The 20,583-nt window shown below is 75.6% G+C and carries 20 protein-coding genes; 11 read left to right on the top strand and 9 right to left on the bottom strand.

Going from position 1 to position 20,583, the window contains the following annotated elements; genetic code table 11:
* Window positions 1–151: 151 nt before the first annotated feature.
* Complete coding sequence (locus HH311_RS29430; protein WP_169187291.1) at window positions 152–1,057, bottom strand: aldo/keto reductase; 906 nt, start codon at window positions 1,055–1,057, stop codon at window positions 152–154.
* Window positions 1,058–1,233: 176 nt separating this feature from the next.
* Here HH311_RS29430 and HH311_RS29425 point away from each other — a divergent pair, with 176 nt between their 5' ends.
* The 5 genes from HH311_RS29425 (at window position 1,234) to HH311_RS29405 (ending at window position 5,481) form a co-directional block, all read left to right on the top strand.
* Complete coding sequence (locus HH311_RS29425) at window positions 1,234–2,079, top strand: helix-turn-helix domain-containing protein (RefSeq protein ID WP_169187290.1); 846 nt, start codon at window positions 1,234–1,236, stop codon at window positions 2,077–2,079.
* Between the two features lie 231 nt (window positions 2,080–2,310).
* The gene (locus tag HH311_RS29420; RefSeq protein WP_169187282.1) at window positions 2,311–2,742 is read left to right on the top strand and encodes a hypothetical protein; all 432 of its coding nucleotides are present in this window, start codon (window positions 2,311–2,313) and stop codon (window positions 2,740–2,742) included.
* Between the two features lie 32 nt (window positions 2,743–2,774).
* Window positions 2,775–4,325 (top strand): HD domain-containing phosphohydrolase, encoded by a 1,551-nt coding sequence (locus HH311_RS33635; RefSeq protein WP_211190983.1) that lies wholly within the window; start codon window positions 2,775–2,777, stop codon window positions 4,323–4,325.
* Window positions 4,326–4,373: 48 nt separating this feature from the next.
* The gene (locus tag HH311_RS29410) at window positions 4,374–4,742 is read left to right on the top strand and encodes a DsrE family protein (protein ID WP_211190982.1); all 369 of its coding nucleotides are present in this window, start codon (window positions 4,374–4,376) and stop codon (window positions 4,740–4,742) included.
* Between the two features lie 13 nt (window positions 4,743–4,755).
* Window positions 4,756–5,481: a hypothetical protein gene (locus tag HH311_RS29405; protein WP_211190981.1), complete on the top strand. Its 726-nt coding sequence runs from the start codon at window positions 4,756–4,758 to the stop codon at window positions 5,479–5,481.
* Window positions 5,482–5,582: 101 nt separating this feature from the next.
* Here the strand turns inward: HH311_RS29405 and HH311_RS31175 are convergent, their stop codons facing one another.
* Together HH311_RS31175 and HH311_RS29395 are read right to left on the bottom strand one after the other, a co-directional pair.
* Window positions 5,583–6,269 (bottom strand): ribonuclease H, encoded by a 687-nt coding sequence (locus HH311_RS31175; protein ID WP_211190980.1) that lies wholly within the window; start codon window positions 6,267–6,269, stop codon window positions 5,583–5,585.
* A gap of 79 nt (window positions 6,270–6,348) precedes the next feature.
* Window positions 6,349–8,400, bottom strand: coding sequence for a DEAD/DEAH box helicase (locus tag HH311_RS29395; RefSeq protein WP_169187281.1), 2,052 nt, complete (start codon window positions 8,398–8,400; stop codon window positions 6,349–6,351).
* 477 nt (window positions 8,401–8,877) lie between these two features.
* Here HH311_RS29395 and HH311_RS29390 point away from each other — a divergent pair, with 477 nt between their 5' ends.
* Window positions 8,878–9,102, top strand: coding sequence for a hypothetical protein (locus HH311_RS29390; RefSeq protein WP_312030492.1), 225 nt, complete (start codon window positions 8,878–8,880; stop codon window positions 9,100–9,102).
* Between the two features lie 12 nt (window positions 9,103–9,114).
* Here HH311_RS29390 and HH311_RS29385 read toward each other — a convergent pair whose 3' ends face one another.
* Together HH311_RS29385 and HH311_RS29380 are read right to left on the bottom strand one after the other, a co-directional pair.
* Window positions 9,115–9,819 carry an endonuclease/exonuclease/phosphatase family protein gene (locus HH311_RS29385; protein WP_169187280.1) on the bottom strand — a complete coding sequence of 235 codons (705 nt, stop codon included), beginning with the start codon at window positions 9,817–9,819 and terminating at the stop codon, window positions 9,115–9,117.
* 181 nt (window positions 9,820–10,000) lie between these two features.
* The gene (locus HH311_RS29380; protein WP_169187279.1) at window positions 10,001–11,281 is read right to left on the bottom strand and encodes a serine/threonine-protein kinase; all 1,281 of its coding nucleotides are present in this window, start codon (window positions 11,279–11,281) and stop codon (window positions 10,001–10,003) included.
* 143 nt (window positions 11,282–11,424) lie between these two features.
* On the opposite strand from HH311_RS29380, the gene HH311_RS29375 reads away from it, so the two are divergent.
* Both HH311_RS29375 and HH311_RS29370 read left to right on the top strand, forming a co-directional pair.
* Window positions 11,425–11,862, top strand: coding sequence for an SRPBCC family protein (locus tag HH311_RS29375; protein WP_169187278.1), 438 nt, complete (start codon window positions 11,425–11,427; stop codon window positions 11,860–11,862).
* 178 nt (window positions 11,863–12,040) lie between these two features.
* Window positions 12,041–13,801 carry a GNAT family N-acetyltransferase gene (locus HH311_RS29370; RefSeq protein ID WP_169187277.1) on the top strand — a complete coding sequence of 587 codons (1,761 nt, stop codon included), beginning with the start codon at window positions 12,041–12,043 and terminating at the stop codon, window positions 13,799–13,801.
* Window positions 13,802–13,846: 45 nt separating this feature from the next.
* Here HH311_RS29370 and HH311_RS29365 read toward each other — a convergent pair whose 3' ends face one another.
* Window positions 13,847–14,992, bottom strand: a complete 1,146-nt coding sequence (locus HH311_RS29365; RefSeq protein ID WP_169187276.1) for an acyl-CoA dehydrogenase family protein — start codon at window positions 14,990–14,992, stop codon at window positions 13,847–13,849.
* A 98-nt stretch (window positions 14,993–15,090) separates the two neighbouring features.
* On the opposite strand from HH311_RS29365, the gene HH311_RS29360 reads away from it, so the two are divergent.
* Genes HH311_RS29360 through HH311_RS29350 form a run of 3 tightly spaced genes read left to right on the top strand, consistent with a single transcriptional unit; the run spans window position 15,091 to window position 18,468 of the window.
* Window positions 15,091–16,029, top strand: a complete 939-nt coding sequence (locus HH311_RS29360; protein ID WP_169187275.1) for an LLM class flavin-dependent oxidoreductase — start codon at window positions 15,091–15,093, stop codon at window positions 16,027–16,029.
* A 22-nt stretch (window positions 16,030–16,051) separates the two neighbouring features.
* Window positions 16,052–17,704 (top strand): AMP-binding protein, encoded by a 1,653-nt coding sequence (locus tag HH311_RS29355; protein ID WP_169187274.1) that lies wholly within the window; start codon window positions 16,052–16,054, stop codon window positions 17,702–17,704.
* Window positions 17,701–18,468, top strand: coding sequence for an enoyl-CoA hydratase/isomerase family protein (locus HH311_RS29350; protein ID WP_169187273.1), 768 nt, complete (start codon window positions 17,701–17,703; stop codon window positions 18,466–18,468). Before HH311_RS29355 ends, HH311_RS29350 begins: the two co-directional genes overlap by 4 nt.
* Window positions 18,469–18,483: 15 nt before the next feature.
* Here HH311_RS29350 and HH311_RS29345 read toward each other — a convergent pair whose 3' ends face one another.
* The 3 genes from HH311_RS29345 to HH311_RS29335 all read right to left on the bottom strand — a co-directional run bounded on the left by HH311_RS29345 (window position 18,484) and on the right by HH311_RS29335 (window position 20,518).
* Window positions 18,484–19,002: a hypothetical protein gene (locus HH311_RS29345; RefSeq protein ID WP_169187272.1), complete on the bottom strand. Its 519-nt coding sequence runs from the start codon at window positions 19,000–19,002 to the stop codon at window positions 18,484–18,486.
* Window positions 18,999–19,634, bottom strand: coding sequence for a TetR family transcriptional regulator (locus HH311_RS29340; RefSeq protein WP_169187271.1), 636 nt, complete (start codon window positions 19,632–19,634; stop codon window positions 18,999–19,001). Before HH311_RS29340 ends, HH311_RS29345 begins: the two co-directional genes overlap by 4 nt.
* A gap of 128 nt (window positions 19,635–19,762) precedes the next feature.
* Entirely contained in the window at window positions 19,763–20,518 is a 756-nt protein-coding gene (locus HH311_RS29335; RefSeq protein ID WP_169187270.1) for an enoyl-CoA hydratase-related protein, read from the bottom strand.
* Between the last annotated feature and the right edge of the window lie 65 nt (window positions 20,519–20,583).

Genomic DNA, 20,583 nt, shown 5'->3' with positions numbered 1-20,583 from the left:
CGGGTCGGCGAAGCACCCGCCCGGAGCGTCCACCACCGCCGTCATGGTTCGAACACTAGTTCGAGGGTCCGACAGTCACGGCCCGATCCAGGAGAAGATCGGCTAGGCCATTCCGGTGATCTTCACGAACCCAGGTGCCCCCGAGCCACCGTCAGCTGTCGAGGTCGGCCATCGCCGCCGCGGGGTAGCGGTCGCCCGCGACCGCGCCCCGCGGGACCAGGTCCGCCAGCTCGGCGGCCTCCGCCGCGGACAGCGTGACCGGTTCGAGCATCGTCGTCACCTGCTCGACCCGGCGTGCGCCGAGCACCGGCACGATGTCCTCGCCCGCCGCCGACACCCAGGCCAGGGCGAGCTGGGCGACGGTGCACCCCTTGCGCGCCGCGATGTCCGCCAGCCGCGCCACGAGGGCCTCGTTGTGCTCGCGGTTGCCGTCGGCGAAGCGCGGGGTGACCAGCCGACCGCCCGCGAGGACGCCGCTGCCGCCGATCAGCCCGCGGGACAGGACGCCGTACGCGGTGATCCCGATGCCGAGCTCGCGGCACGTCGGCAGGACCTCGTCGTCGATGTCGCGCTGGAGCAGCGAGTACTCGGTCTGCAGGTCGCTGATCGGGGTGACGGCGGCCGCCCGCCGGATCGTCGCCGCGCCGACCTCGGAGAGCCCGACGTGGCGCACGTAGCCCTTCTCGACCAGCTCGGCGATCGCGCCGACGGTGTCCTCGATGGGGACGGTGCGGTCGAGACGGGCCGGCCGGTAGACGTCGACGTGGTCGACGCCGAGGCGCTGCAGCGAGTACGTGAGGAAGTTCCGCAGCGCGGCGGGGCGGGCGTCGACGCCCTGCAGGGCGCCGTCGGGCCCGCGCATCGCGCCGAACTTCACCGAGAGCACCACGTCGTCGCGGTCGCGGCCGGCGATCGCGCGCCCGATCAGCGCCTCGTTGTGCCCACTGCCGTAGAAGTCGCCGGTGTCGATCAGGGTGCCGCCGGCGTCGAGGTAGGCGTGGATCACGCGGAGGCCCTCGTCGTCGTCGACGGCGCCGTACGCGCCGGACAGGCCCATGGCGCCCAGGCCCGGGGAGGTGACGAGGGGGCCGGTGCGGCCGAGACGGCGGAGCTGGGGGGAGGAGGTCACGGGTTCCAGCCTGCGCCGCTCCCCGCGGGGTGGGCAGGGACGCAGTGTCCAGGGACCGGCCGACCCTGGCTGGGCCCGCGGCTCGCGACGATGCTGGGGGCGTGATCGACCGCGCCGCGCTCGCCGACTTCCTGCGTCGGCGTCGTGAGCTGCTGCGCCCGGCCGACGTCGGGCTCCCGCCAGGGTCCCGACGGCGCACACCGGGGCTGCGCCGCGAGGAGGTCGCGGCGCTCGCCGGGGTGTCGGCGGACTACTACACGCGGCTCGAGCAGGCCCGCGGGCCGCACCCGTCGTCGTCGGTCGTGGCCGCGATCGCCCGGGCGCTGCGCTGCGGGCGCGACGAGCGCGACCACCTGTTCCACCTCGCCGGCCTCACCCCGCCGCCGAGGCGGGCCGGGCGCCACGTCCCGCCCGGCCTGCTGCGTCTCGTCGACCACCTGACCGAGGTGCCGGTGCTGGTGCTGACCGACCTGACCGAGGTCCTCTGGCAGAACCGGCTCGCCGATCTGCTGACCGGCCCGCTCTCCCCGGACGGCGGGCGGGCGGACAACGCGGCGTGGCGGTGGTTCACCGACCCGGCCCTGCGCGAGCTCGCCCCGCCCGAGGACCGGGCGCGGCTGTCGGCCTCCCACGTCCGCGACCTGCGGGCGGTGTGGTCGCGCCGGGCCGGCGACGCCGACGTGACGACGCTCGTCGCCGACCTCACCGCGGCCAGCGTCGAGTTCGCCGAGCTGTGGGAGCGTCACGAGGTGGCCGAGCGCCGCGCCGACCACAAGCGGTTCCACCACCCCGAGGTCGGCCTGGTCGAGGTGACCTGCGAGGTGCTGCTGACCCCGGAGTCCGACCTCTCGCTGCTCGTGCTCTTCCCGACCGAGGGCACCGACGCCCGCGAGAAGCTCGACCTGCTGCGCGTGATCGGGACGCAGGACCTCGACCCGTCGCGGCCCTAGCCGCTTCCGGTCGGGCGGAGCACCGGGGCTCCCCGGTCCGGGGGTACTGCTGCACCCGGATGACGACCCGTCACACCGACGGCCGAACGAACCTCGTCGCGGACCGCCCCGCGCCCGTAACCCTGCGCTCGCCTACGACGACAGGGTGAGCACTCCGTTCGCCCTCGAGACCGCTGGGGCCGGCGCCGAAGGGCAGGCCACGTGCCTGCTCTCCACACACTCGAGGTGCCCATGGCGACCAGCCTCGCCGTCACACCGACCGGGCTCCGGGTGCGGTTCACGGGACCCGACCGGGTCGCCGCGTGCTCCCGGGGACTCCACGTGCCGTTCCCGCGCATCATCGGCTCCCGCGTGATGACCCGGCGGGACGCGGTCGCCTCGAGCCCGCATCTTCCCTGTCCCGGCGCCTGGTGGCCCGGGGCGCTCCGCGTGGGCGCCTGGGGCATCGGGGAACGACGCCAGCTCTGGGCTGTCCGGCGGAGCACCTACGTCGTGGTCGTCTACCTCTCCGGTCGCCCGTTCCACCGCGTCGTGCTGGACGTCGAGGACCCCCGCGGGGTCCACCGCGCCATCGAGGCGGCGCTGCTCGAGAGCAAGCGCACCAGCGCGCGGGAGTCGCTGCGCGACCTCCTGGCGGCCCGCGACGACGTCCCTCGCGAGTGATTCCGGGGCGTCGGCGCTCCTATGCTCCCGACGTGGGCCCGGGAGAGCGGAGCGACGGCGGCGCCAGCCTCGCCGACCTCCTGGGCGCGTTCTCGCTCGCCACCGACCTCGGCCTCGGGCAGCCGATGGAGCACGTGCTGCGGGCCTGGTGGATCGCCTCGCGGCTCGGCGAGCGGACGGGCCTCGACGACGCCGGGCGCGCCGACCTGTACTACACCGCTGTCCTCGCGTGGGTGGGGTGCGTCGCCGACACCCCCGAGGTCGCGAGCTGGTTCGGCGACGACATCGCGTTCCGCGCCGACAGCTTCCACGTCGACTTCTCCGGGCTGCCCGCGATGGCGTTCATGGTCCGGCACGCCGGCGCGGGGAGCTCGCCGTGGCACCGCGCCCGGCTCGCGACGACCCTCGTCGCCACCCGCGCCCGCGGCATCGAGCACGGGCTGCTGTCCCACTGCGTGTCCGCCTCGACGATGGCCGAGCGGCTCGGGCTCGGCCCGGACGTCCGGGACGGGCTGCGGCAGTTCTTCTGCCGGTGGGACGGCACCGGGGTTCCCGACGGCGTCGGTGGTGACGAGATCACGCGGTCGATGCGGCTCTTCCACCTCGCCGACGTCGTCGAGGTGTTCCACCGGACCGCGGGCGTCGAAGCGGCGGTCGAGGTGGCCCGGGCCCGGCGCGGCACCAAGTTCGACCCGGAGGTCGTCGACGCCTTCTGCGCGGCCGCGCCGGAGGTCCTGGCCGGCCTGTCCGACGACCTGGACCTGGGCGCCGAGGTCGCCGGCGACCCCCACCTGCGCCGGCCCCTGGCCGGGCGCGACCTCGACGGGGCCCTCGAGGTTGTCGCCGACTTCACCGACCTCCGCTCGTCCTTCCGCGCCGGGCACTCCCGTGGCGTCGCGCGCCTGGCCGGAGCGGCCGCCGAGGTGGCCGGGCTCCCCGCCGGCGACGTCGAGGCGGTGCGGCGGGCCGGGCTGCTGCACGACGTCGGCCTGCACGGGGTCCCCGCCTCCATCCTCGACAAGCCGGGGAAGCTCACCGCGAGTGAGGGCGAGCGGGTGCGAGCGCGGTCGTACTACACGGAACGGGTGCTGGCCCGGATCCCGCCGCTGGCCCCGCTGATCGAGATCGTCGACCCCGCGCCCCGCGGTCGGGGCCCGGCCGGCGGCCCAGTGACCGGGCGGATCCTCGCCGCCGCCGACGCCTTCCGGGCGATGACGGAGGACCGCCCGCACCGGCCCGCCCTGTCGGTGAAGGCCGCCACGACGGCGCTGCACGACGACGTGCGCGCGGGACGGCTCGGCGCGGACGCGGTCGACGCGGTCCTCGTCGGGGCGGGCGCCGCCCCGCCGCGACGGCGCAGCGGTCCCGCCGGTCTCACGCCCCGCGAGGTCGAGGTGCTCGTCCTCGTCGCCCGGGGAGCGTCGACGCGGCAGGTCGCACGGCGCCTCGGGATCACCCCGAAGACCGCCGGCACCCACATCGAGCGCATCTACGCCAAGACCGGCGTCTCGACGCGGTCCGGCGCCTCGCTCCTCGCGGTCCAGCACGGCCTCCTGGACTCGCTCGAGCCGCTCCAGGCGTAGGGAGAACTCCGGACGATTCCTCGGTCCGCCGTTCCTAGCGTCGTCCCCATGACGACGAACAGAGCCGTGATCAGCCTGACGACGGGCCTGGAGGACGCGGAGAAGGTGACCGTGGCGTTCCTCGTCGCGGTCGGCGCCGCGGAGACCGGGCGGGACACCCTGGTGTTCCTCACCAAGGAGGCGGTGCGCCTCGCCCTCGACGGCACCGCGACGGGAGTGGCCTGCGACGGGTGCCCGCCGTTGGCCGAGCTGGTGAAGCGCTACCAGGCCGCCGGCGGGCGCTACTTCGTCTGTCCGATCTGCTTCCACGCCAAGCACCTCGACGACCGCGCCCTGATCGCCGGCGCGGAACTGCAGGGGACGGTGCCGCTGTGGCAGTGGATCGGCGACGACGGCGCGACGACGTTCAGCTACTGAAAGGGGGGTGGAGATGGACAGGGAGCCCCGGGACCAGGTGCTCGACGCCGAGCGCGCGGCGGGCGTCCCGGACGGACCCGGCGAACGGTTCGCCGGCTGGGGCGTGATGGGCCTGCCCTTCCGCAGCGGGCACTACCTCGCGCTGCGGCACTTCACGTCCTCGATCGGCCCGGCCTTCCGCTCGGTGTGGCACCGCGACCCGGCCGGCCGGTGGACCATGTACTCCGACACCGAGCCGCGGCACGCCTGCATCCGCTACTTCGGTGCCCGGCTGGACCGCGTGGAGACGGCGCCGATCGGCGTCGACTGGGACGGTCCGCGGTCGTTCACCGTGACGATCCCCGGGCACGTGCACTGGCGGGTGGAGCTGGCCGCCACCCTCACGACCCGGCTGATGACGTGGACGGGCGGCGCACTCCCGGAACGCCTGTGGCACAGCGACCGGGCCCTGCGCCTCCTCGCCCCCCTGGCCGGGACGGTGCTGAGCGCCGGGCGGCTCCGGCTGAGCGGGACCGCACCCAACGGGCAGACCTTCCGGGCCGGTCCACGGCGCCTCTGGGGCGTCGTGGGCGGTCGGGCCGTCGTCGACGGCGCCGACGTCGGCCCGCCGGGCCGGCTGGCGCGCCAGGACCGGCTCGGGGACTTCTGGCTCCCGCAGCGCGGGCTGCTGGCGATCGGGGACGCGTCCTTCGAGCCCTTCGACCCCGCGCGGCACTCCGTCGCCACCACCGCCGGGTAGCCGGTCAGGTCATGGACGGGCCCGCCGACGACGCGTACCTCGACACCCTCACCACGGCGCTCGAGGCGGCGCTGCGAGCGGCCGTCCGCTGACCCGGGGCGCTAGGAGGCGGCCACGGCCTTCGACTGCTCGACGGCGAGGCGGTCCACCAGGTCGTTCATCTCGTCGCCCGAGTGGCCCTTGGTCCAGCGGAAGGAGATGTCGCCGCGGTCGTTGACGAGGGTGATCAGCGGCTCCCAGAGGTCACGGCTGACGACCGGCTTCTTCGCGCTGGTCACCCAGCCCCGCGCGAGCCAGCCCTTCCACCAGCCGTCGCGGAAGCAGTTGACGACGTAGGTCGAGTCGCTGACGACGACGAGCGGGCCGTCCAGCGCACGGACCGCCTCGAGCGCGGCACGGATCTCCATGCGCTGGTTGGTGGTCCCGGGCTCGCCGCCGCTGTCCTGCCGGCCGTCCCGGGTCGCCCAGGCCCACCCGCCCGGCCCCGGGTTGCCCGAGCACGCGCCGTCGGTCCACACCTCGAGCGCGCCCTCGGCGGCCGGCATGTCCGGCCGGGGGGCCTTCGCGGTCCTGGTCCCGGCCTTGCTCCCGGACGAGACCTTGCTCCCGGGCGAGACCTTGCTCCCGGACGATGCGTTGGCTCCGGACGACGCCGCCGAGGTCCCGTTCGACGACCCGGCGCACGCCGCGTGCGCCCACCGCTCGCCGGCCTTGGCGATGGACTCGCCGGGCTCGACGGGCGAGGCGCAGACCCCACAGGTGGTGGCGTACTTCGCGGTCATCGGCATCGGCGCCGATCCTAGTCGGCGGCCCCGACGGCCCGACGGCGGCGACTCACGGGGCGAGCACCTCTGGCGGGCGCGGCGGTCAGGCGGCCCCCGCCTCGGCCGACAGCGCCTCGGTCAGCAGCGCGACGAGTGCCGCGTGCTGCGCGTCGGTCGACGACCCGACCTCCTCCTCGGACCCGTCGAGGGCCACCGCGGCGAGACCGGCCTTGTCGTCGATCAGCGCGGCGATCCGCGCGTCGATCGTCTGCGCGGCGATGATGCGCCACGCCGTGACCGGCTCGGACTGACCGATGCGGTGACTGCGGTCGATCGCCTGGGTCTGCTCGGCGGCGGTCCACGGGAGCTCCGCGAGCACGACGTTCGAGGCGACCTGCAGGTTGATGCCCACCCCGGCGGCGGTCAGCGAGCAGACCACCACCGCGACCTCCGGGTCCTCGACGAAGGCGTCGATGTTCCGCTGCCGCACGTTCGGCGTCTGGTCACCGCGGATCGAGGAGTAGCGCACGCCCTGCTTGGCGAAGGTCTCCTCGGCCGCGTCCATGACGTCGACGTGCTTGGCGAAGAAGACGACCTTGCCGGCGCTGCGGGCCAGCTGGGCCGCGTAGTCGGCGGCCAGCGCGGCCTTCGCCTGGCCGATGCGGCGCATCATGCCGAAGACGTTGTCGCCGTTGGAGGCGCCGGCCGCATCCTTCTGCTCCCACGTGGCCACCTTGGCAACCAGGTCGTGGTCGATGCCGTCCCGCGGTCCCGAGCCCCGCGCGGCGAGGGCGTCCTCGTAGCGGATCACCATCCGGCGGGCCAGGTCGCGCTCGGCCGCCCGGATCGACCGGCCGGTGGCGCCGTCCAGCTCGACGGGGAGGTCGGCGATGCGGCGGTCGGGGATGTCGGCGGCGACGTCGACCTTGCGGCGCCGCACGATGCCCTGGTCCACCACGCACTGCCGCGCCGCCGCCGAGAAACCCGGGTCGGCCGGCGTCAGGCCGGTGTCGGTCAGGGCGTCCATGAGGGCACCGAGCGGCTTCTTCTCGTCGATCCAGCCGAGGAACTCCCAGATGGCCAGGAAGTCCTCGATGTCGTTGATCAGCGGGGTGCCGGTGAGGGCCATGAGCAGCGGGCGCGCGGTGAAGGCCCGGATGCGCTCGGAGAGCTCCAGCACGTGCTGGGAGCGCTGCGAGCCCTTGTTCTTGATGAAGTGCGCCTCGTCGACGACCATCCCGCGGAACCCGAAGTCGCCGAGCCAGCCCGCGTGCCGGTCGAGGACGTCGTAGTTCACGACGACGATGTCGGCGAAGCCGTCGACGGAGTCCCCGTTGCCCTGCACCGCGGTGGCCTTCCGGCGGGTCGACCAGAGGCCGGCCTCCCGGACCCAGTTGGTCTTGACGACGTTGGGCACGACCACCAGCAGCGGGTAGGCCTTGGCCGCCTCGGCCGCGAGCAGCGCCTGGGCGGTCTTGCCGAGCCCGGGCTCGTCGGCGAGCAGGAACGTCCGGTGCCCCTCGGCGGCCGCGGCCACGACGCGGGCCTGGTGGGGCATGAGCTCCCGGCCGCCGGGCACCGCGAGCGAGGTCGGCTCGGGCAGCTCCATGGTGGTCGAGGTGCCGTCGCCCGCACGCTCGAACGACCGCAGCAGCGGCCCGAGCAGCTCCCAGCCGCTCAGGCGGCTCGGACGGGCCGCGGCCGGCCGGGCCGCGGAGAAGTCGGGCGCGAGGAAGGGGTTGGCCATCTGGCGGGAGATGACCGACTGGGGCACCACCCCGGGCTTGGCGGGCGCCGTGGCCGGCTCCTCGGCCGGCGCGTCGTCCTCCTCCGGCGGGGCCACGTCGATGCCCGCGCGCCCGGCCATCTCGCGCTCGAGCGCCCGCGCGTCGTCGGTGACGACGGCGTCCTCGGACAGCAGCGCGAGGAGCGCCGGGTGCCGCACGGCGGTCTTGGCGAGCGACGTCGCGAGGTCGTCGAGGCGCTTGAGGCGCTCGCCGCGCTGCGAGTCGCTGAGCTCCGCGGCACGCACCCGTGCGCGCTCGTCGCGCAGCAGCAGGGCGGTGGCCTGGAACTTCGTCCGGATCGTGGACGTCACCCGGCCGTTGCCGAGCGCGTTGCGGATCTCGCGGACGGCGTCCGCGAGCACGGACATGACGTCCTCGCGCCCGCGGCCGCGGCGCCGGTCCTTCGGTGCGCCACGCCGGGCCCGGTTCTGGGGCTGGCCTCGTCGAGCCACGTACCTCCTCCGAAAGGTCCGTCCGGCCGGGGTCGGCCCGACGGCACCGTGCTGCGGGTGGCGGGGCCGGGTGACCCCTCGGGTGGCACCTCCGCAGCGCGACCCACCCGCGGAACCTCGGGAGGCCGCCGACCCCGGCTCCGACCCTCGCCGGGCCGGTCGTCGGTGGGACCGACGGCATCCACCGCACGCGCCGAACGGGCCGGACGGCCACCACGGGCGTGCTGGGTTCGCTGTCCAGTGTACCGGCTCGCGCGCGGAGGGCGACGCGGCGCGCCCGGAGCGGTCCGCGCGAGCGCCATGACCTGATCGGGTGACCCGCGGGGCGCTAACGCTTCTGCTCCCGCGCTCGACATCACGGGCAGATAACGGTCCGACCGGCGAGGAGACGATGTGACCATCACGGAGATGCTGTTGGACCGCGCGCACGACATCGACGCGTGCGACGGATACGTCGTGATGGTGGCCGACCCCGACACGAACGCGGTCGACACCCACGGCCCCTTCGACGGCATGGCGGCGGCGGTCGAGGCCGACCGGCGCCGCGTCGAGCTCGACGCCGAGGAGCTGCATGACGTCGTCGTCCGCGTGGTGCGCTGGCACCGGGCCGACCCTTAGGGCGGAGCGGACTCAGCTCGTGGGCCGCAGGTCGGCGACGAGGGGCCGGTGGTCCGAGGACGTCACCTCCGGTGCGTCTGGCGGCCCGACGGTGGTGAGCCCCCGCAGGAGGACGTGGTCGATCGACCCGTCGTCGGTGGTCCGGAGGCGGCCGTCGGGGTCGACCTCGGTGAGCCCGGCGTGCAGCGGGGCCAGCTCCGGGGCGTCGGCGCCGAGGTTGAGGTCGCCGAGCACGACGGCGGGTGCGGTCCCGCCGACGTCGTCGGCGAGGCGGCGGGCCTGCCCGGCGGCGACGCCGTCGAGCCCGAGGTGGGTGTCGTGCACGGTCACCGTCGCCCCGGCCGCCGTCGTGACCCGCAGCCGCAGGAATCCCCGCTGCTCGTCCCGGTGGTCCGGGGGATAGGTGACGACGACGGGGTCGGTCACCGGGAGCCGGGAGAGCACCGCGAGACCGAACTCGACGTCGTCGGGCCCGGTGCCACAGGCCGGGCCGAGCGCGGCGTTCACCGGCGCGTGCGCCTCCGCCGTCGTCGGCGGGCGGACCGGGCCGGGCACCACCCGGTAGACGAGGCCGTGCTCGCGGGCCAGGAGCCCCGCGAGCTCGTCGGCCTCGCCCGTGCAGATCTCCTGGAGGGCGAGCACGTCGGGGCGCAGGTCCGCGACGACGGGTGCCCACTCGGCGGGCCCGTGGGCGTGGGTCTCCACGTTCCACGTCATCACCCGCAGCGTGCCGGGAGGGGCCGGGGGCACCGGCGGGGCCGGTGTCGGTGTCGAGCACGCCGCCGGCGCGAGCAGGGCGGCGACGGCCAGGCCCGCCAGGACCGGCCGACGTCCTAGCCGGACCCGGCGCACCACGAGAGCCATCGCCCCCGCGACCGGGTGCCGGCCCCGGTCGCGGTCAGCACGGGGCGAGCCAGTCGGCCAGCTCCTCGAGGCATTCGGTCATCTCGCCGCCCGCGCCGTCGGCCCAGACCAGCCGGCTGGCCCCGTCGCGGTCGAGCAGCATCTCCACCGCGACCCAGTCGTGGCCCTGCCGGTCCCGCAGCCGGACGTGGTAGCTGCGGCCGCTGAAGCACGGGGTCCACCAGCTGCGCTCGACCTCCCAGACGCCGGTGGTCAGGGCCAGCCGCACCAGCTCGCCGGGCCCCTCGTGGCAGGCGGCGAGCCGGCGCTCGACGTCGCCGGCGTCGTGCGCGGGCGGGCGCGGCGGGGAGGCCGTCACCACCCGGGTCCGCGGTGCGTCCCGGGGCCCGCGCGAGTCGGTGACCGCCGCCCGCGGGCGGGGCACGGCGTCGAACGTCCGCGCCGAGGTCGACGCCCCGCCGCGCAGCGACTGCAGCCAGGCACGCGGCCCGGGGCGCCGGGACGGGTCCGCGCCGAAGCCGTCGAGTATCCGCTCGCGCAGCGCGTCCGGGGTGTTGTGCAGGAACGGGTGGGCGAACAGCTGGTCGGCGACGTCGTCGGGGTCGGCCGGCGGCGGGGTCCCGACGAGCACGAAGAACCCGAGGGCCGCGAACCCGAAGCGGTCCGCCGCCGGGGAGTACTCGCCGCGGGTCCAGACCTCCGGGGCGGCGTAGCCGGGGGTGGCGGCCGGGGTCACGGTCTGGTGGGACGAGAGCCGGACCTGGCCGAAGTCGACGAGCACGGCCCGGTCGTCGTCGGTGACGACGACGTTGCCGGGGGACAGGTCGCCGTGCACCACGCAGCGACCCGACGGGGTCACCCGGCCGCTGTGCAGCATCTCCAGCGCCTCGGCGACCTGCTCGAGCACGCCCAGCCCGGCGACCGTGCCCTCGCGCCCGGGGTGGAGCAGCAGCCAGTCGCGCAGCGTCGGGCCGGGCACCCAGTTCATCACCAGGTAGAGCGCCCGCTCCGTCGCGGTGTCCGCCGGCGCGCCGCCGGGGTGGGGCGGGATCCCCTCGAAGTGCTCGCGCACGGCCACCACGCCGGGGTGGGTGACGAAGCGCAGCAGCTCGGCCTGTTCGGCCCACCGCGCGCTGATCCGCGCCAGGTCGTCCTGGTGCTCGGGCCGCAGCGCCTTGACCGCGACGGTCTCGGACTCGCCGGCGAGGTCGACCTCGGCCCGCCACAGCGACGCCTCGCCGCCGGACCCCTCCAGACGGACCAGCCGGTACTTGTCCGGACGATCCGACGGGCCCACGAACAGGTCCTGGCCCATCGTCGCCAGCCCCCCACCGTCTTCCGTCGAGCCCCCGTGGGCCCCCTCCCGACGATAGCCGCGCGCCGCGCCGGGCCCTACCGTCCGACAGGGTCGCGACCGGGGACCTCCCGGCGCCACCGACCGACAACCCGGGAGTGACCATGCCGCGCCCCTACGCCAGCGGAGTCGTCAGCGCGCCCGTCGACAAGGTCTGGGCCCAGCTGCGGGCCTACGACGACCTGCCCGCCTACCTGCCAGCGATCGGGCACAGCGAGATCGTCGAGGGCGTCGACGGGCAGGTCGGGGCCGTCCGCCGGCTGACCCTCGCGGACGGCGGCGACCCCTTCGACGAGCGGCTGCTCGTCCTGGACGACCCCAACCGCACGTTCACCTACACCTTTACGGGCGCGAACCCCTTCGGTGTCCGTCGCTACGTCTCGACGGTCCGGGTCGCGCCGGTCTCCGACACCGGCGACACCTTCGTGGAGTGGTGGGCCGAGTACGACGCCGACGCGGACGAGGAGGCGGAGCTCACCCGGACCTTCGCGCAGGACGTGTTCGCCGCCGCGATCCAGGGCCTGCGGAGCACCCTCACCTAGCGGTGACGGACTGTGTCGATGGCGGGTCATCGACTACCGCCGACTGCTCCACTCGGTGGACAGCCCTCTTGCAGGGCCTCGGCTCGGCGGCTTTCCTGGTCACGGCGTGTCGAAACCGACATTCCTCACGAACAGGGCGCTGCTCGGTGTATCGGGCCGGCCTGGGGAGGAGACGATCATGACCACCGTGGCGACGACCCGCTCGCACGTGCGCAGGGCCGCCCCGACGGACGCCGTCGCCGTGGGCTCGGCGCTCGCGGCCGCGTTCCACGACGACCCCGTGTTCGCCTGGATCTGGCCGGCGGAGGAGGAGCGCGGCGACGCGGCCCGGGCGTTCTTCGACGCCGTCGTGGATGTCCTCGCCCTCCACGACGACATCTGGACGACGACGGCCGGTGTCACCGGGGCCGCCCTGTGGGTCCCCTACGGCAGTCCGCCGATGAGCGAGGAGCGCGGCGAGCAGTTCGGCGAGGAGCTCGCCGCGCTCGCAGGTCCCCGCGCGGACCGCGCGCTCGCGCTGGTCGCGGCGATGGAGGAACGACACCCGGAGGCCCCGCACGAGTACCTGTGGTTCGCCGGCGTCGTCCCGGTCGCCCAGGGCCGCGGTATCGGGTCCGCCCTCCTGGCGCCGGTGCTCGAGCGGGCCGATCAGCACGGCCGGCCCGCGTACCTGGAGGCCACCAGCGAGCGGAACAAGGTGTTCTACGAGCGGTGCGGGTTCCGGGCCGGTGCGCCCTTCTCGGCGGCCGACGGACCCCCGCTGTGGCCGATGTGGCGGGAACCGGCGACTCCCGGCCCGGCCCGCGGGGCACCGGGACCGATGAGCACCGCCGTGACGACCACCGACGGCCACACCGACATGACGACCGACGGCCGGACGACCGAAGCCTGCGCCGAGGCCGTGTTCGCCGGCATCCTGGGCATGGAGCAGACCACCGCGCTGTACCTGGGCGACCGGCTCGGCTGGTACCGCTCGCTGGCCCAGGACGGCCCGGCGACGGCAGGGGAGCTCGCCGCGCGCACCGGGACCGCGGCGCGCTACGCGCGGGAGTGGCTGGAGCACCAGGCGGTGTGCGGGCTGCTCACCGTCGACCACCCCGCCGCCCCGCCCGACGGGCGGCGCTTCGCGATGCCCGACGCACACGTCCCGGTGCTCGCCGACCTCACCAGCGAGTCCGTGCTGACCCCGTTCGCCCGCATCCTCGTGGCGTCCCTCCGCCGGATCGACGACCTCCTCGAGGCCTACCGCACCGGGGGCGGGGTGAGTTGGGAGCGGCTCGGGGACGACGCCCGGGAGGGCCAGTCGGCCCAGAACCGTCCGCTGCTGCGGGACGCGCTGCCCCGGGACCACCTGCCGCGGCTCGGGGAGGTCGACGTGGCGCTGCGTGCGGGCGGCCGGGTCGCCGACGTGGGCTGCGGGGAGGGCTGGTCGGGCATCGGCATCGCCCGTGCCTATCCGCGGGCTCGGGTCGACGGGTTCGACGTGGACGCCGCCTCCGTCGAGGCGGCCCGGCGGCACGCCGCCGCGGAGGGAGTCGCCGACCGGGTGCGCGTGCACCACTCCGACGTGTCCGCCGCCGAGGCCGGCGTCCACGACCTCGTCTGCGCCTTCGAGTGCGTCCACGACATGCCGGATCCGGTCGGCGCGCTCGCGGGCATGCGCCGGGCTGTGGCTCCGGCCGGCACGGTGCTGGTCATGGACGAGAAGGTCGCGGACGCCTTCGCCCCCGACGGCGACGACGTCGAGCAGCTGTTCTACGGCTTCTCGCTCATGTGCTGCCTGCCCGACGGGCTCTCGACGCCCGGCTCGGTCGGCACCGGCACCGTCATGCGCCGCGGCACGCTCGAGTCCTACGCCCGCGCCGCCGGGTTCTCCGGGGTCGAGGTCCTCGACGACCTCGAGCACGACATCTTCCGGTTCTACCGGCTGGTGCCCTGAGGGATCGGCTCCCGGGGATCGATCACGGCGTCGGGCCGCCACTCGTCACGGCGCCGAGGACCGTCCCAGCAGGTGCCGGGCCACGACGAGCTTCGCGATCTGGGCGGTGCCGTCCCCGATCTCGAGGCCGATGACGTCGCGGAGCCGCTGGCCGACCGGGTTGTCGGTCGACCACCCGGCGTGCCCGAAGGTCAGCAGCGCCTGGTGCACCGCGTCGGCCGCGAGCTTCGGGGCCCACCACTTGGCCATGTTCGCGGGCACGGCCGGGTCCTTGCCGGCGTCCTTGAGCGCGAGCGCCTCGTAGCAGAGGTGCCGGGCGGCGCGGATCTGCGTCGCGAACTCGACCAGCGGGAACGCCACGCCCTGGAAGGTGCCGATGGGCCGGCCGAACGCCTCGCGCTCGCGGGCGTAGGCCAGGGCGTCGTCGAGCGCCGCGGACGCGATGCCCAGGCACATCAGCCCGATCACGGCGCGGGAGTAGTCGAAGCCACGCATGACGGCGACGAAGCCCTCGCCCTCGGCGCCGATCATGTCCTCGCGACCGACCCGGACGCCGTCGAAGTAGAGGCTGGCGCGGCCGATGGAGCGGCTGCCGAGGTCGTCCAGCGGAGTGCGCGACAGCCCCGCGCCGGTGAGGTCGACGAAGAACGCGCTGACTCCCCGCGCCCCGGGGCCCCCGGTGCGCGCGAACACGACCCCGACCGGGGTGTACATCCCGAGCGAGATCGACGTCTTCTCGCCGACCAGCCGCCAGCCGTCGCCGTCGGGCTCCGCGCGCAGCGCGAGGTTCGCCGCGTCCGACCCCTGGCCCGGTTCGGTCAGGCAGACCGCGGGCATCGTCGCGCCGGACGCGATCCCGGGCATCCACCGGGCCTGCTGCTCGTCGGTCGCCCCGGCCAGCAGGATGTCCGAGACGAGCGCCGAGTCGAGCAGCACGTAGCAGGCGTTGAAGTCGTGCCGGGCGATCTCCTCGGCGGCCATCCCGGTGGTGACCGCGTCGGCCTCCTGGCCCCCGAAGCGCTCCGGGACGCGCAGCCCGGTCAGCCCCATCCGCGCCATCGCCGGGACCAGGTCGTCGCGGAGGGTCCCGGCGAGGTCGTCGGCGCGGTAGTGCGGCGCGAGCTCCTTCTCCCCGAAGCCGCGCAGTTCCGTCAGGTACGCCTCCTGCTCGGGGCTCAGGGAGAAGTCCATGGGCGCTGCCGCCTCCTCGGGGGTCCGTGGGCCAGGATCGATCACGACGATCGCGACGCCGCCCCTGGACGTCAACGGGCGGTCGGGAGGGGACAGGGATGGCGCGGGCGGACCAGGCCGGGTACGGGGTCATGCTGCCGAGCTTCGATCCGTTCCGGACCGGCCCGCCGCCGCTCGTCGCGGGGGCAGCCCTCGCCGAGGACCTCGGGTTCGACGCCGGGTGGGTCGGCGACCACCTCGCCTTCCACCCGCCCATCATGGACGCCCTGGGGGCCCTGTGCGCCGCGGCGGCCGCCACCCGGCGGCTGCTGCTCGGCACCGGGGTGCTGCTGCTGCCGATGCGCCACCCGGTGTGGACGGCGAAGCAGCTGGCGACGGTGGACGCCCTCGCCCCGGGCCGGGTGCTGTTCGGGGCCGGCGTCGGCGGGGAGAACCCCGTCGAGTGGGAGGCGGCCGGTGTGCCGGTGGCCGAGCGGGGGCGCCGGCTCGACGAGTCCCTCGCGATCGTCGGCGCGCTGCTGCGGGGCGAGGCGGTGGACCACCCCGGCCCGCTGCTGCCCACCCGCGCGCCGGTCCTCGAGCCGGTGCCGGCCATCCCGCCGCCGCTGGTCCTCGGCGGACGGTCGGACGCCGCCCTGCGCCGGGCCGCGCGGCTGGCCGACGGGTGGCTCGGCGTGTGGCTGTCCCCGCGCCGGGTCGGGGAGTCGGCCGCCCGGCTGGCCGAGCTCGCGGCGCAGCACGACCGCCCGGTGCCGGCCGTGCTCATGATGGTGTTCGTCCACGTGACCGGCCCCGCCGACGATCCCGGGGCGGCGCGCGCCGAGGCGGCCGCCTTCGTCCGCGGTCAGTACGGTCTCCCGTTCGACGCGCTCGAGCGCTGGGTGGTGGTCGGCGACGAGCACGCGGTCGCGGCCGCGCTGCGCGCCCTCCGCGACGCCGGCGCGGCGGGGTTCGTCCTGCTGCCCGCCGCCGCCGCACCGTTGCCGCAGTACGAGCGGCTGGCCTCCGTCCGCGCGCTGGTCGAAGCTGACCGGTGACGAGCGGGTCCGGGAGGCACCGATGACGCTGGCGACCGATTTCTCCGACGAGTACCGGGCCGACATGGCCCGCCGGTCGTGGCCGGGCCGCACGCTCCTCGACCACCTCGACGACGCCGTCGCCGCCGGACCGGACACCCCCGCCGTCGTCGGGTACACCCACGCCGACGACGGGCGTCGCGCCCTGACCCACCGCGAGCTCGCCGAGCAGGTCGACCGCGTCGCCGCCGGACTGCTCGACCTCGGCGTGCGCGCCGGCCAGGTGGTCTCGGTGCAGCTGCCCAACTGGTGGCAGATGCCGGTGCTCAGCCTGGCCTGCCTACGCGTCGGGGCCGTCACCAACGCGCTGATGCCGATCTTCCGCACGCACGAGCTCGAGTTCATGCTCGGGCTCGCCGAGTCGGCCGTGCTGGTGGTGCCCGAGGAGTTCAACGGCTTCGACCACGCGGCGATGGCCCATGACCTCGCGGCCCGGCTCCCCGCCCTCGAGCACGTCGTCACGGTGCGCCCGGGCGGCGGCGGGCAGTTCGACGACGTCCTCGCCGGCCGCGCGCCGACCGACGACGACCGGGCCGAGTTCGCCCGACGGCGGCCCGACCCGGACGCCGTCGTCCAGCTCGCCTACACCTCGGGGACCACGGGCGAGCCGAAGGGCGTGATGGTCACGTCCAACACCGCGCTGTGCAACGTCCGCGACTTCGCCGCGCGGCTCGGACTCACCCGCGACGACGTCCAGCTCATGGCGTCCCCGCTCGCCCACCAGACCGGCTACATGTACGGCTTCCAGATGCCGATCCTGCGCGGGGCCACCTCGGTCCTGCAGGACGTCTGGCGTCCGGAGCGCGCCACCGAGATCATCCGCGCCGAGGGCGTCGCGTTCACGATGGCGTCGACGCCGTTCCTGGCCGACCTCACCCGGCAGGCCGAGGCGCAGCCGGCGGCGTTCGCCAGCTTCCGGGTCTTCCTCTGCGCCGGCGCCCCGGTCCCGCGCGACCTCGTCCGACGCGCCACCGTCGCGATGGACGCCCGCATCGGGTCCGGCTGGGGGATGAGCGAGATGGGCGCGGTGACCGCCACCGGCCCGGACGACCCCGACGAGCGGGTGTTCGAGACCGACGGGTCGCCCCTGCCCGACGTCGAGCTCCGCGTGGTCTCCCTCGACGGCGACGTCCTCGGCCCCGACCTCGAGGGATCGCTGCAGGTCCGGGCGAACAGCCTGTTCGGGGGCTACCTCAAGCGGCCCGACCTGCGCGGGTGCGACGCCGAGGGCTGGTTCGACACCGGCGACCTCGCCCGGATCGACGCGGACGGCTACCTGCGCATCACCGGCCGCAGCAAGGACATCATCATCCGCGGCGGCGAGAACATCCCGGTCGTCGAGATCGAGAACCTGCTCTGGGCGCACCCCGCCGTGGCCGAGGTGGCGATCGTGGCGATGCCCGACGAGCGGCTCGGGGAGCGGGCGTGCGCCGTCGTCGTCCCGACGGCGGGCACGGCGCCCACCCTCGAGGAGCTCGGCGCGTTCCTCGACGAGCGCGGCGTCGCCACCCAGTACCACCCGGAGCGCCTGGAGCTCGTCGACGCGCTGCCCCGGACCCTCACCGGCAAGATCCAGAAGTTCCGCCTGCGCGAGCGGCTGGCGGCGGCGGCGCCCACCCCCGGAGGAGCCCCGTGACCGACGAGGTCGTGACCTGGACGCGCGAGGACCGCGTCGTCGTCGTCCGGCTGGCCGCCCCGCCGGTCAACGCCCTGTCCGCGGCCGTCGTCGCCGGGCTGGAGCGCGCCCTCGACGCGTTCGACAGCTCGGACGCGCGCGTCCTGGTGATCACCTCCGACGTCCCCGGGTTCTTCGTCGCGGGCGCCGACCTCAAGGCGATGGCGGACTTCGCGCCCGAGGACTTCGGGCGCTACCTCGAGGCGCTGCGCCGGCCGATCGAGCGGATCGCCGCCGCGGATCGTCCCTCGATCGCCGTGGTGGAGGGCCAGGCGCTCGGCGGTGGGCTGGAGCTCGCGATGGCGGCGAGCCTGCGCGTGGCCGGGCGGGACGCCCGGCTCGGGCTCCCCGAGACCCGGCTCGGCCTGGTCCCCGGGGCCGGCGGGACGCAGCGCCTGCCACGCCTCGTCGGTCGGGGCCGCGCCCTCGACCTGATGCTCACGCCCCGCACGGTCAACGCCGCGGAGGCCCACGCCATCGGTCTCGTCGACCGGCTCGTCGACGCCGGCGGCGCCGAGGAGGCCGCGCGGGCCTGGGCGGCCGGGCTCGCGGCCCTCCCGACCTCGGCGCTCGGCGCCGTGCTGCGCTGCGTCGACGACGCCCACGACCTCCCGCTCGCCGAGGGACTGGCGCGGGAGGCCGACCGGGTCGGGGAGCTCTTCGCCGGCGAGGACGCCCGCGAGGGCGTGGCCGCGTTCCTCGCGCACCGGCCCCCGGAGTTCTGATCGGTCAGCCGCCGCTCAGGTCGGCGGGCGCAGCGCGTCGTGGAGGTCGTCGAGGGTCCCGGCGAGGTCCTGGAGCGTCGGGGCCCACGGTCCGCCCTGCTCGGCGAGGTGGGTGAGCCGGTGGGTCCCCAGCAGGAGACGCCGCGCGATCTCACCGGCCTCCTCCTGCAGTGCGACGGCGACGGTCACCTCGCGCAGGTCGCGCGCGAGGCGCTCGGCCTCCTCGCGCGCCGCGACGGGCTCGAGCCGCGCGGCCACGCCCTCCAGGGCGCCGCAGACCGCGAGCAGCTCGCCGCGGGCGGCCCGGCGCAGCCGCCGCCGGCGGATCTCGACGGCGAGGGCGTCGAGGACGACCGGGTCGCCCTCGGCGAGGACCAGGGCGGCGCCGAGGAGCTCGGGCCCGTCGGCGTAGCGCGCCCCCTCGGGACCCGGGAGCGGGCCGAGCCGCTCGGCCAGGGTCCCGAGCAGGCGCAGCAGCCGCCGGTGGTCCTCGGCGCCGAGGGGGACCGCCACGGCGGTGGGGTCGTCGGTCACCCCGGGAGCCGGGGGCGTGGCGTGGCCCGGGAGCTGGGGGAGGGGAGCAGGTGTGTGGCGAGGCGGTGCAGCCGGTCGGCGGCGAGCTCCTCGAGGTCGGGTGTCGCGAGGTGGCTCAGGGTCGCGCGGACCAGGGTGTCCGCGACGTCGGCCAGGTAGCTGGGCGACTGGCGCGGGTGGTGCTCGCGCAGGTAGCGCGTGAGCATCCGGCGGGCCTCGACGATGATCGGGCCGCTCTGCGTGGTCAGCAGCGGCAGCAGGCTGGTGTCGCCGTGGTGGGCCTCGAGGACCGCGGCGAGCAGCGGCCGGTCCTTCGCGGCCCGCAGCGTGGTCCCCACCGCGGCGCGCACGCCGGCGTCCCAGGTCGGGGCCTGGCGCAGGGCGTCGGCGGTCTCGGCGAGCATGCGCTGCGCCTCGCGCGCCAGCAGCGCCTGGCCGAGCCCGATCCGCCCCCCGAACTGGCGGTGCAGCGTCGCCCGCGAGAGCCCGGTCTGCCGGGCCAGCTCGGCCAGGCGCACCCGCTCCCAGCCGTGCTCGAGCACCGCGCTCGCGGCGCCGTCGAGCGCCCGCTCTCGCAGTTCCAGGCGGAACTCCTCCCGCAGCGTCGGTCGGTGGATCGTCTGCGCGCTCATCAGGGCGCCTCCGCGGCCGTCGGGGCTTCGGTCCACCGGGTGCATCGGAGACGGCGGCGTCTCCGTTACCAATTCGTGATCTGAGTTCGTTGCGTGTGAGCCCGGCCGCATCTGCGGGGGGCGTGGCGTCACCTTGCGGGGTCGCTCCAGCGCGGCGTGCGCTTCGCCGCGAAGGCGTCGAGGCCCTCCTGCTTGTCCGGCCCGGCGGCGATCCGGCGCTCGGCGCGCTGGGTAGCCGCCCAGCCGCGGGCCTCGTCCTCGTCCCACTGCTCCTCGAGGGCCCGCAGCGTCGCCGAGACCGCCGTCGGCGACGCGGCGCCGATCTCCCCGGCCAGCGCCAGGGCCACCGCGACCGCCTGCCCGGGCTCGGCGAGGCGGTTGACGAAGCCGATCGCGTGGGCCCGCTCGGCGTCCAGCCGCGCCCCGGTCAGCAGGAGCTCGCGGGCGACGTTCAGCGGCAGGCAGCGCATCGCCCGCAGCAGCGCGCCGGAGTTGGCGACGAGGCCGCGGCGCGTCTCGGGGAGGCCGAACGTCGCCGTCGTCGAGGCCACGACGAGGTCGCAGGCCATCGCGATCTCGAAGCCGCCGCCGAGGGCGAGGCCCTCGACGGCGGCCAGGAGCGGCTTCGTGTGCGCGCGGCGGATCACGCCGTAGGGGCCGCCGCGGTCGGTCGGCTCGCCCGGCCCGGCGACGATGTCGGTGCCCGCACAGAACACCTCGGGGGTGCCGGTGAGGATCGCGCACCACAGGCCGGGGTCGTCCTGGTAGGCGTTGAGGGCGTCGTCGATCCCGCGGGCGGTGGCCGCGTCGATCGCGTTGCGCTTCTCGGGGCGCTCGATGCGGACCACGAGCACCCGGTCGTGCCTCTCGGTGGTGACGGCCATCGACGCCTCCTGCGCTGCCGGGACGGGGGCTCCAGTCTGATCACCGTCGGGCGTCCGGGGGCCGG

Origin of the sequence: Actinomycetospora sp. TBRC 11914 (assembly GCF_012933465.1) — a bacterium.
GTDB lineage: Bacteria > Actinomycetota > Actinomycetes > Mycobacteriales > Pseudonocardiaceae > Actinomycetospora.
This window is presented reverse-complemented; position numbering and strand designations above follow the sequence as displayed.

What these genes read in the sequence shown, in the direction of transcription:
- HH311_RS29430 (WP_169187291.1), bottom strand. Translation starts at nt 1,057, where the DNA reads ATGGGCCTGTCCGGCGCGTACGGCGCCGTCGACGACGACGAGGGCCTC.
- HH311_RS29420 (WP_169187282.1), top strand. Translation starts at nt 2,311, where the DNA reads ATGGCGACCAGCCTCGCCGTCACACCGACCGGGCTCCGGGTGCGGTTC.
- HH311_RS29410 (WP_211190982.1), top strand. Translation starts at nt 4,374, where the DNA reads ATGACGACGAACAGAGCCGTGATCAGCCTGACGACGGGCCTGGAGGAC.
- HH311_RS29405 (WP_211190981.1), top strand. Translation starts at nt 4,756, where the DNA reads ATGGACAGGGAGCCCCGGGACCAGGTGCTCGACGCCGAGCGCGCGGCG.
- HH311_RS31175 (WP_211190980.1), bottom strand. Translation starts at nt 6,269, where the DNA reads ATGCCGATGACCGCGAAGTACGCCACCACCTGTGGGGTCTGCGCCTCG.
- HH311_RS29395 (WP_169187281.1), bottom strand. Translation starts at nt 8,400, where the DNA reads ATGTCCGTGCTCGCGGACGCCGTCCGCGAGATCCGCAACGCGCTCGGC.
- HH311_RS29385 (WP_169187280.1), bottom strand. Translation starts at nt 9,819, where the DNA reads ATGACGTGGAACGTGGAGACCCACGCCCACGGGCCCGCCGAGTGGGCA.
- HH311_RS29380 (WP_169187279.1), bottom strand. Translation starts at nt 11,281, where the DNA reads ATGGGCCAGGACCTGTTCGTGGGCCCGTCGGATCGTCCGGACAAGTAC.
- HH311_RS29375 (WP_169187278.1), top strand. Translation starts at nt 11,425, where the DNA reads ATGCCGCGCCCCTACGCCAGCGGAGTCGTCAGCGCGCCCGTCGACAAG.
- HH311_RS29370 (WP_169187277.1), top strand. Translation starts at nt 12,041, where the DNA reads ATGACCACCGTGGCGACGACCCGCTCGCACGTGCGCAGGGCCGCCCCG.
- HH311_RS29365 (WP_169187276.1), bottom strand. Translation starts at nt 14,992, where the DNA reads ATGGACTTCTCCCTGAGCCCCGAGCAGGAGGCGTACCTGACGGAACTG.
- HH311_RS29360 (WP_169187275.1), top strand. Translation starts at nt 15,091, where the DNA reads ATGGCGCGGGCGGACCAGGCCGGGTACGGGGTCATGCTGCCGAGCTTC.
- HH311_RS29355 (WP_169187274.1), top strand. Translation starts at nt 16,052, where the DNA reads ATGACGCTGGCGACCGATTTCTCCGACGAGTACCGGGCCGACATGGCC.
- HH311_RS29340 (WP_169187271.1), bottom strand. Translation starts at nt 19,634, where the DNA reads ATGAGCGCGCAGACGATCCACCGACCGACGCTGCGGGAGGAGTTCCGC.
- HH311_RS29335 (WP_169187270.1), bottom strand. Translation starts at nt 20,518, where the DNA reads ATGGCCGTCACCACCGAGAGGCACGACCGGGTGCTCGTGGTCCGCATC.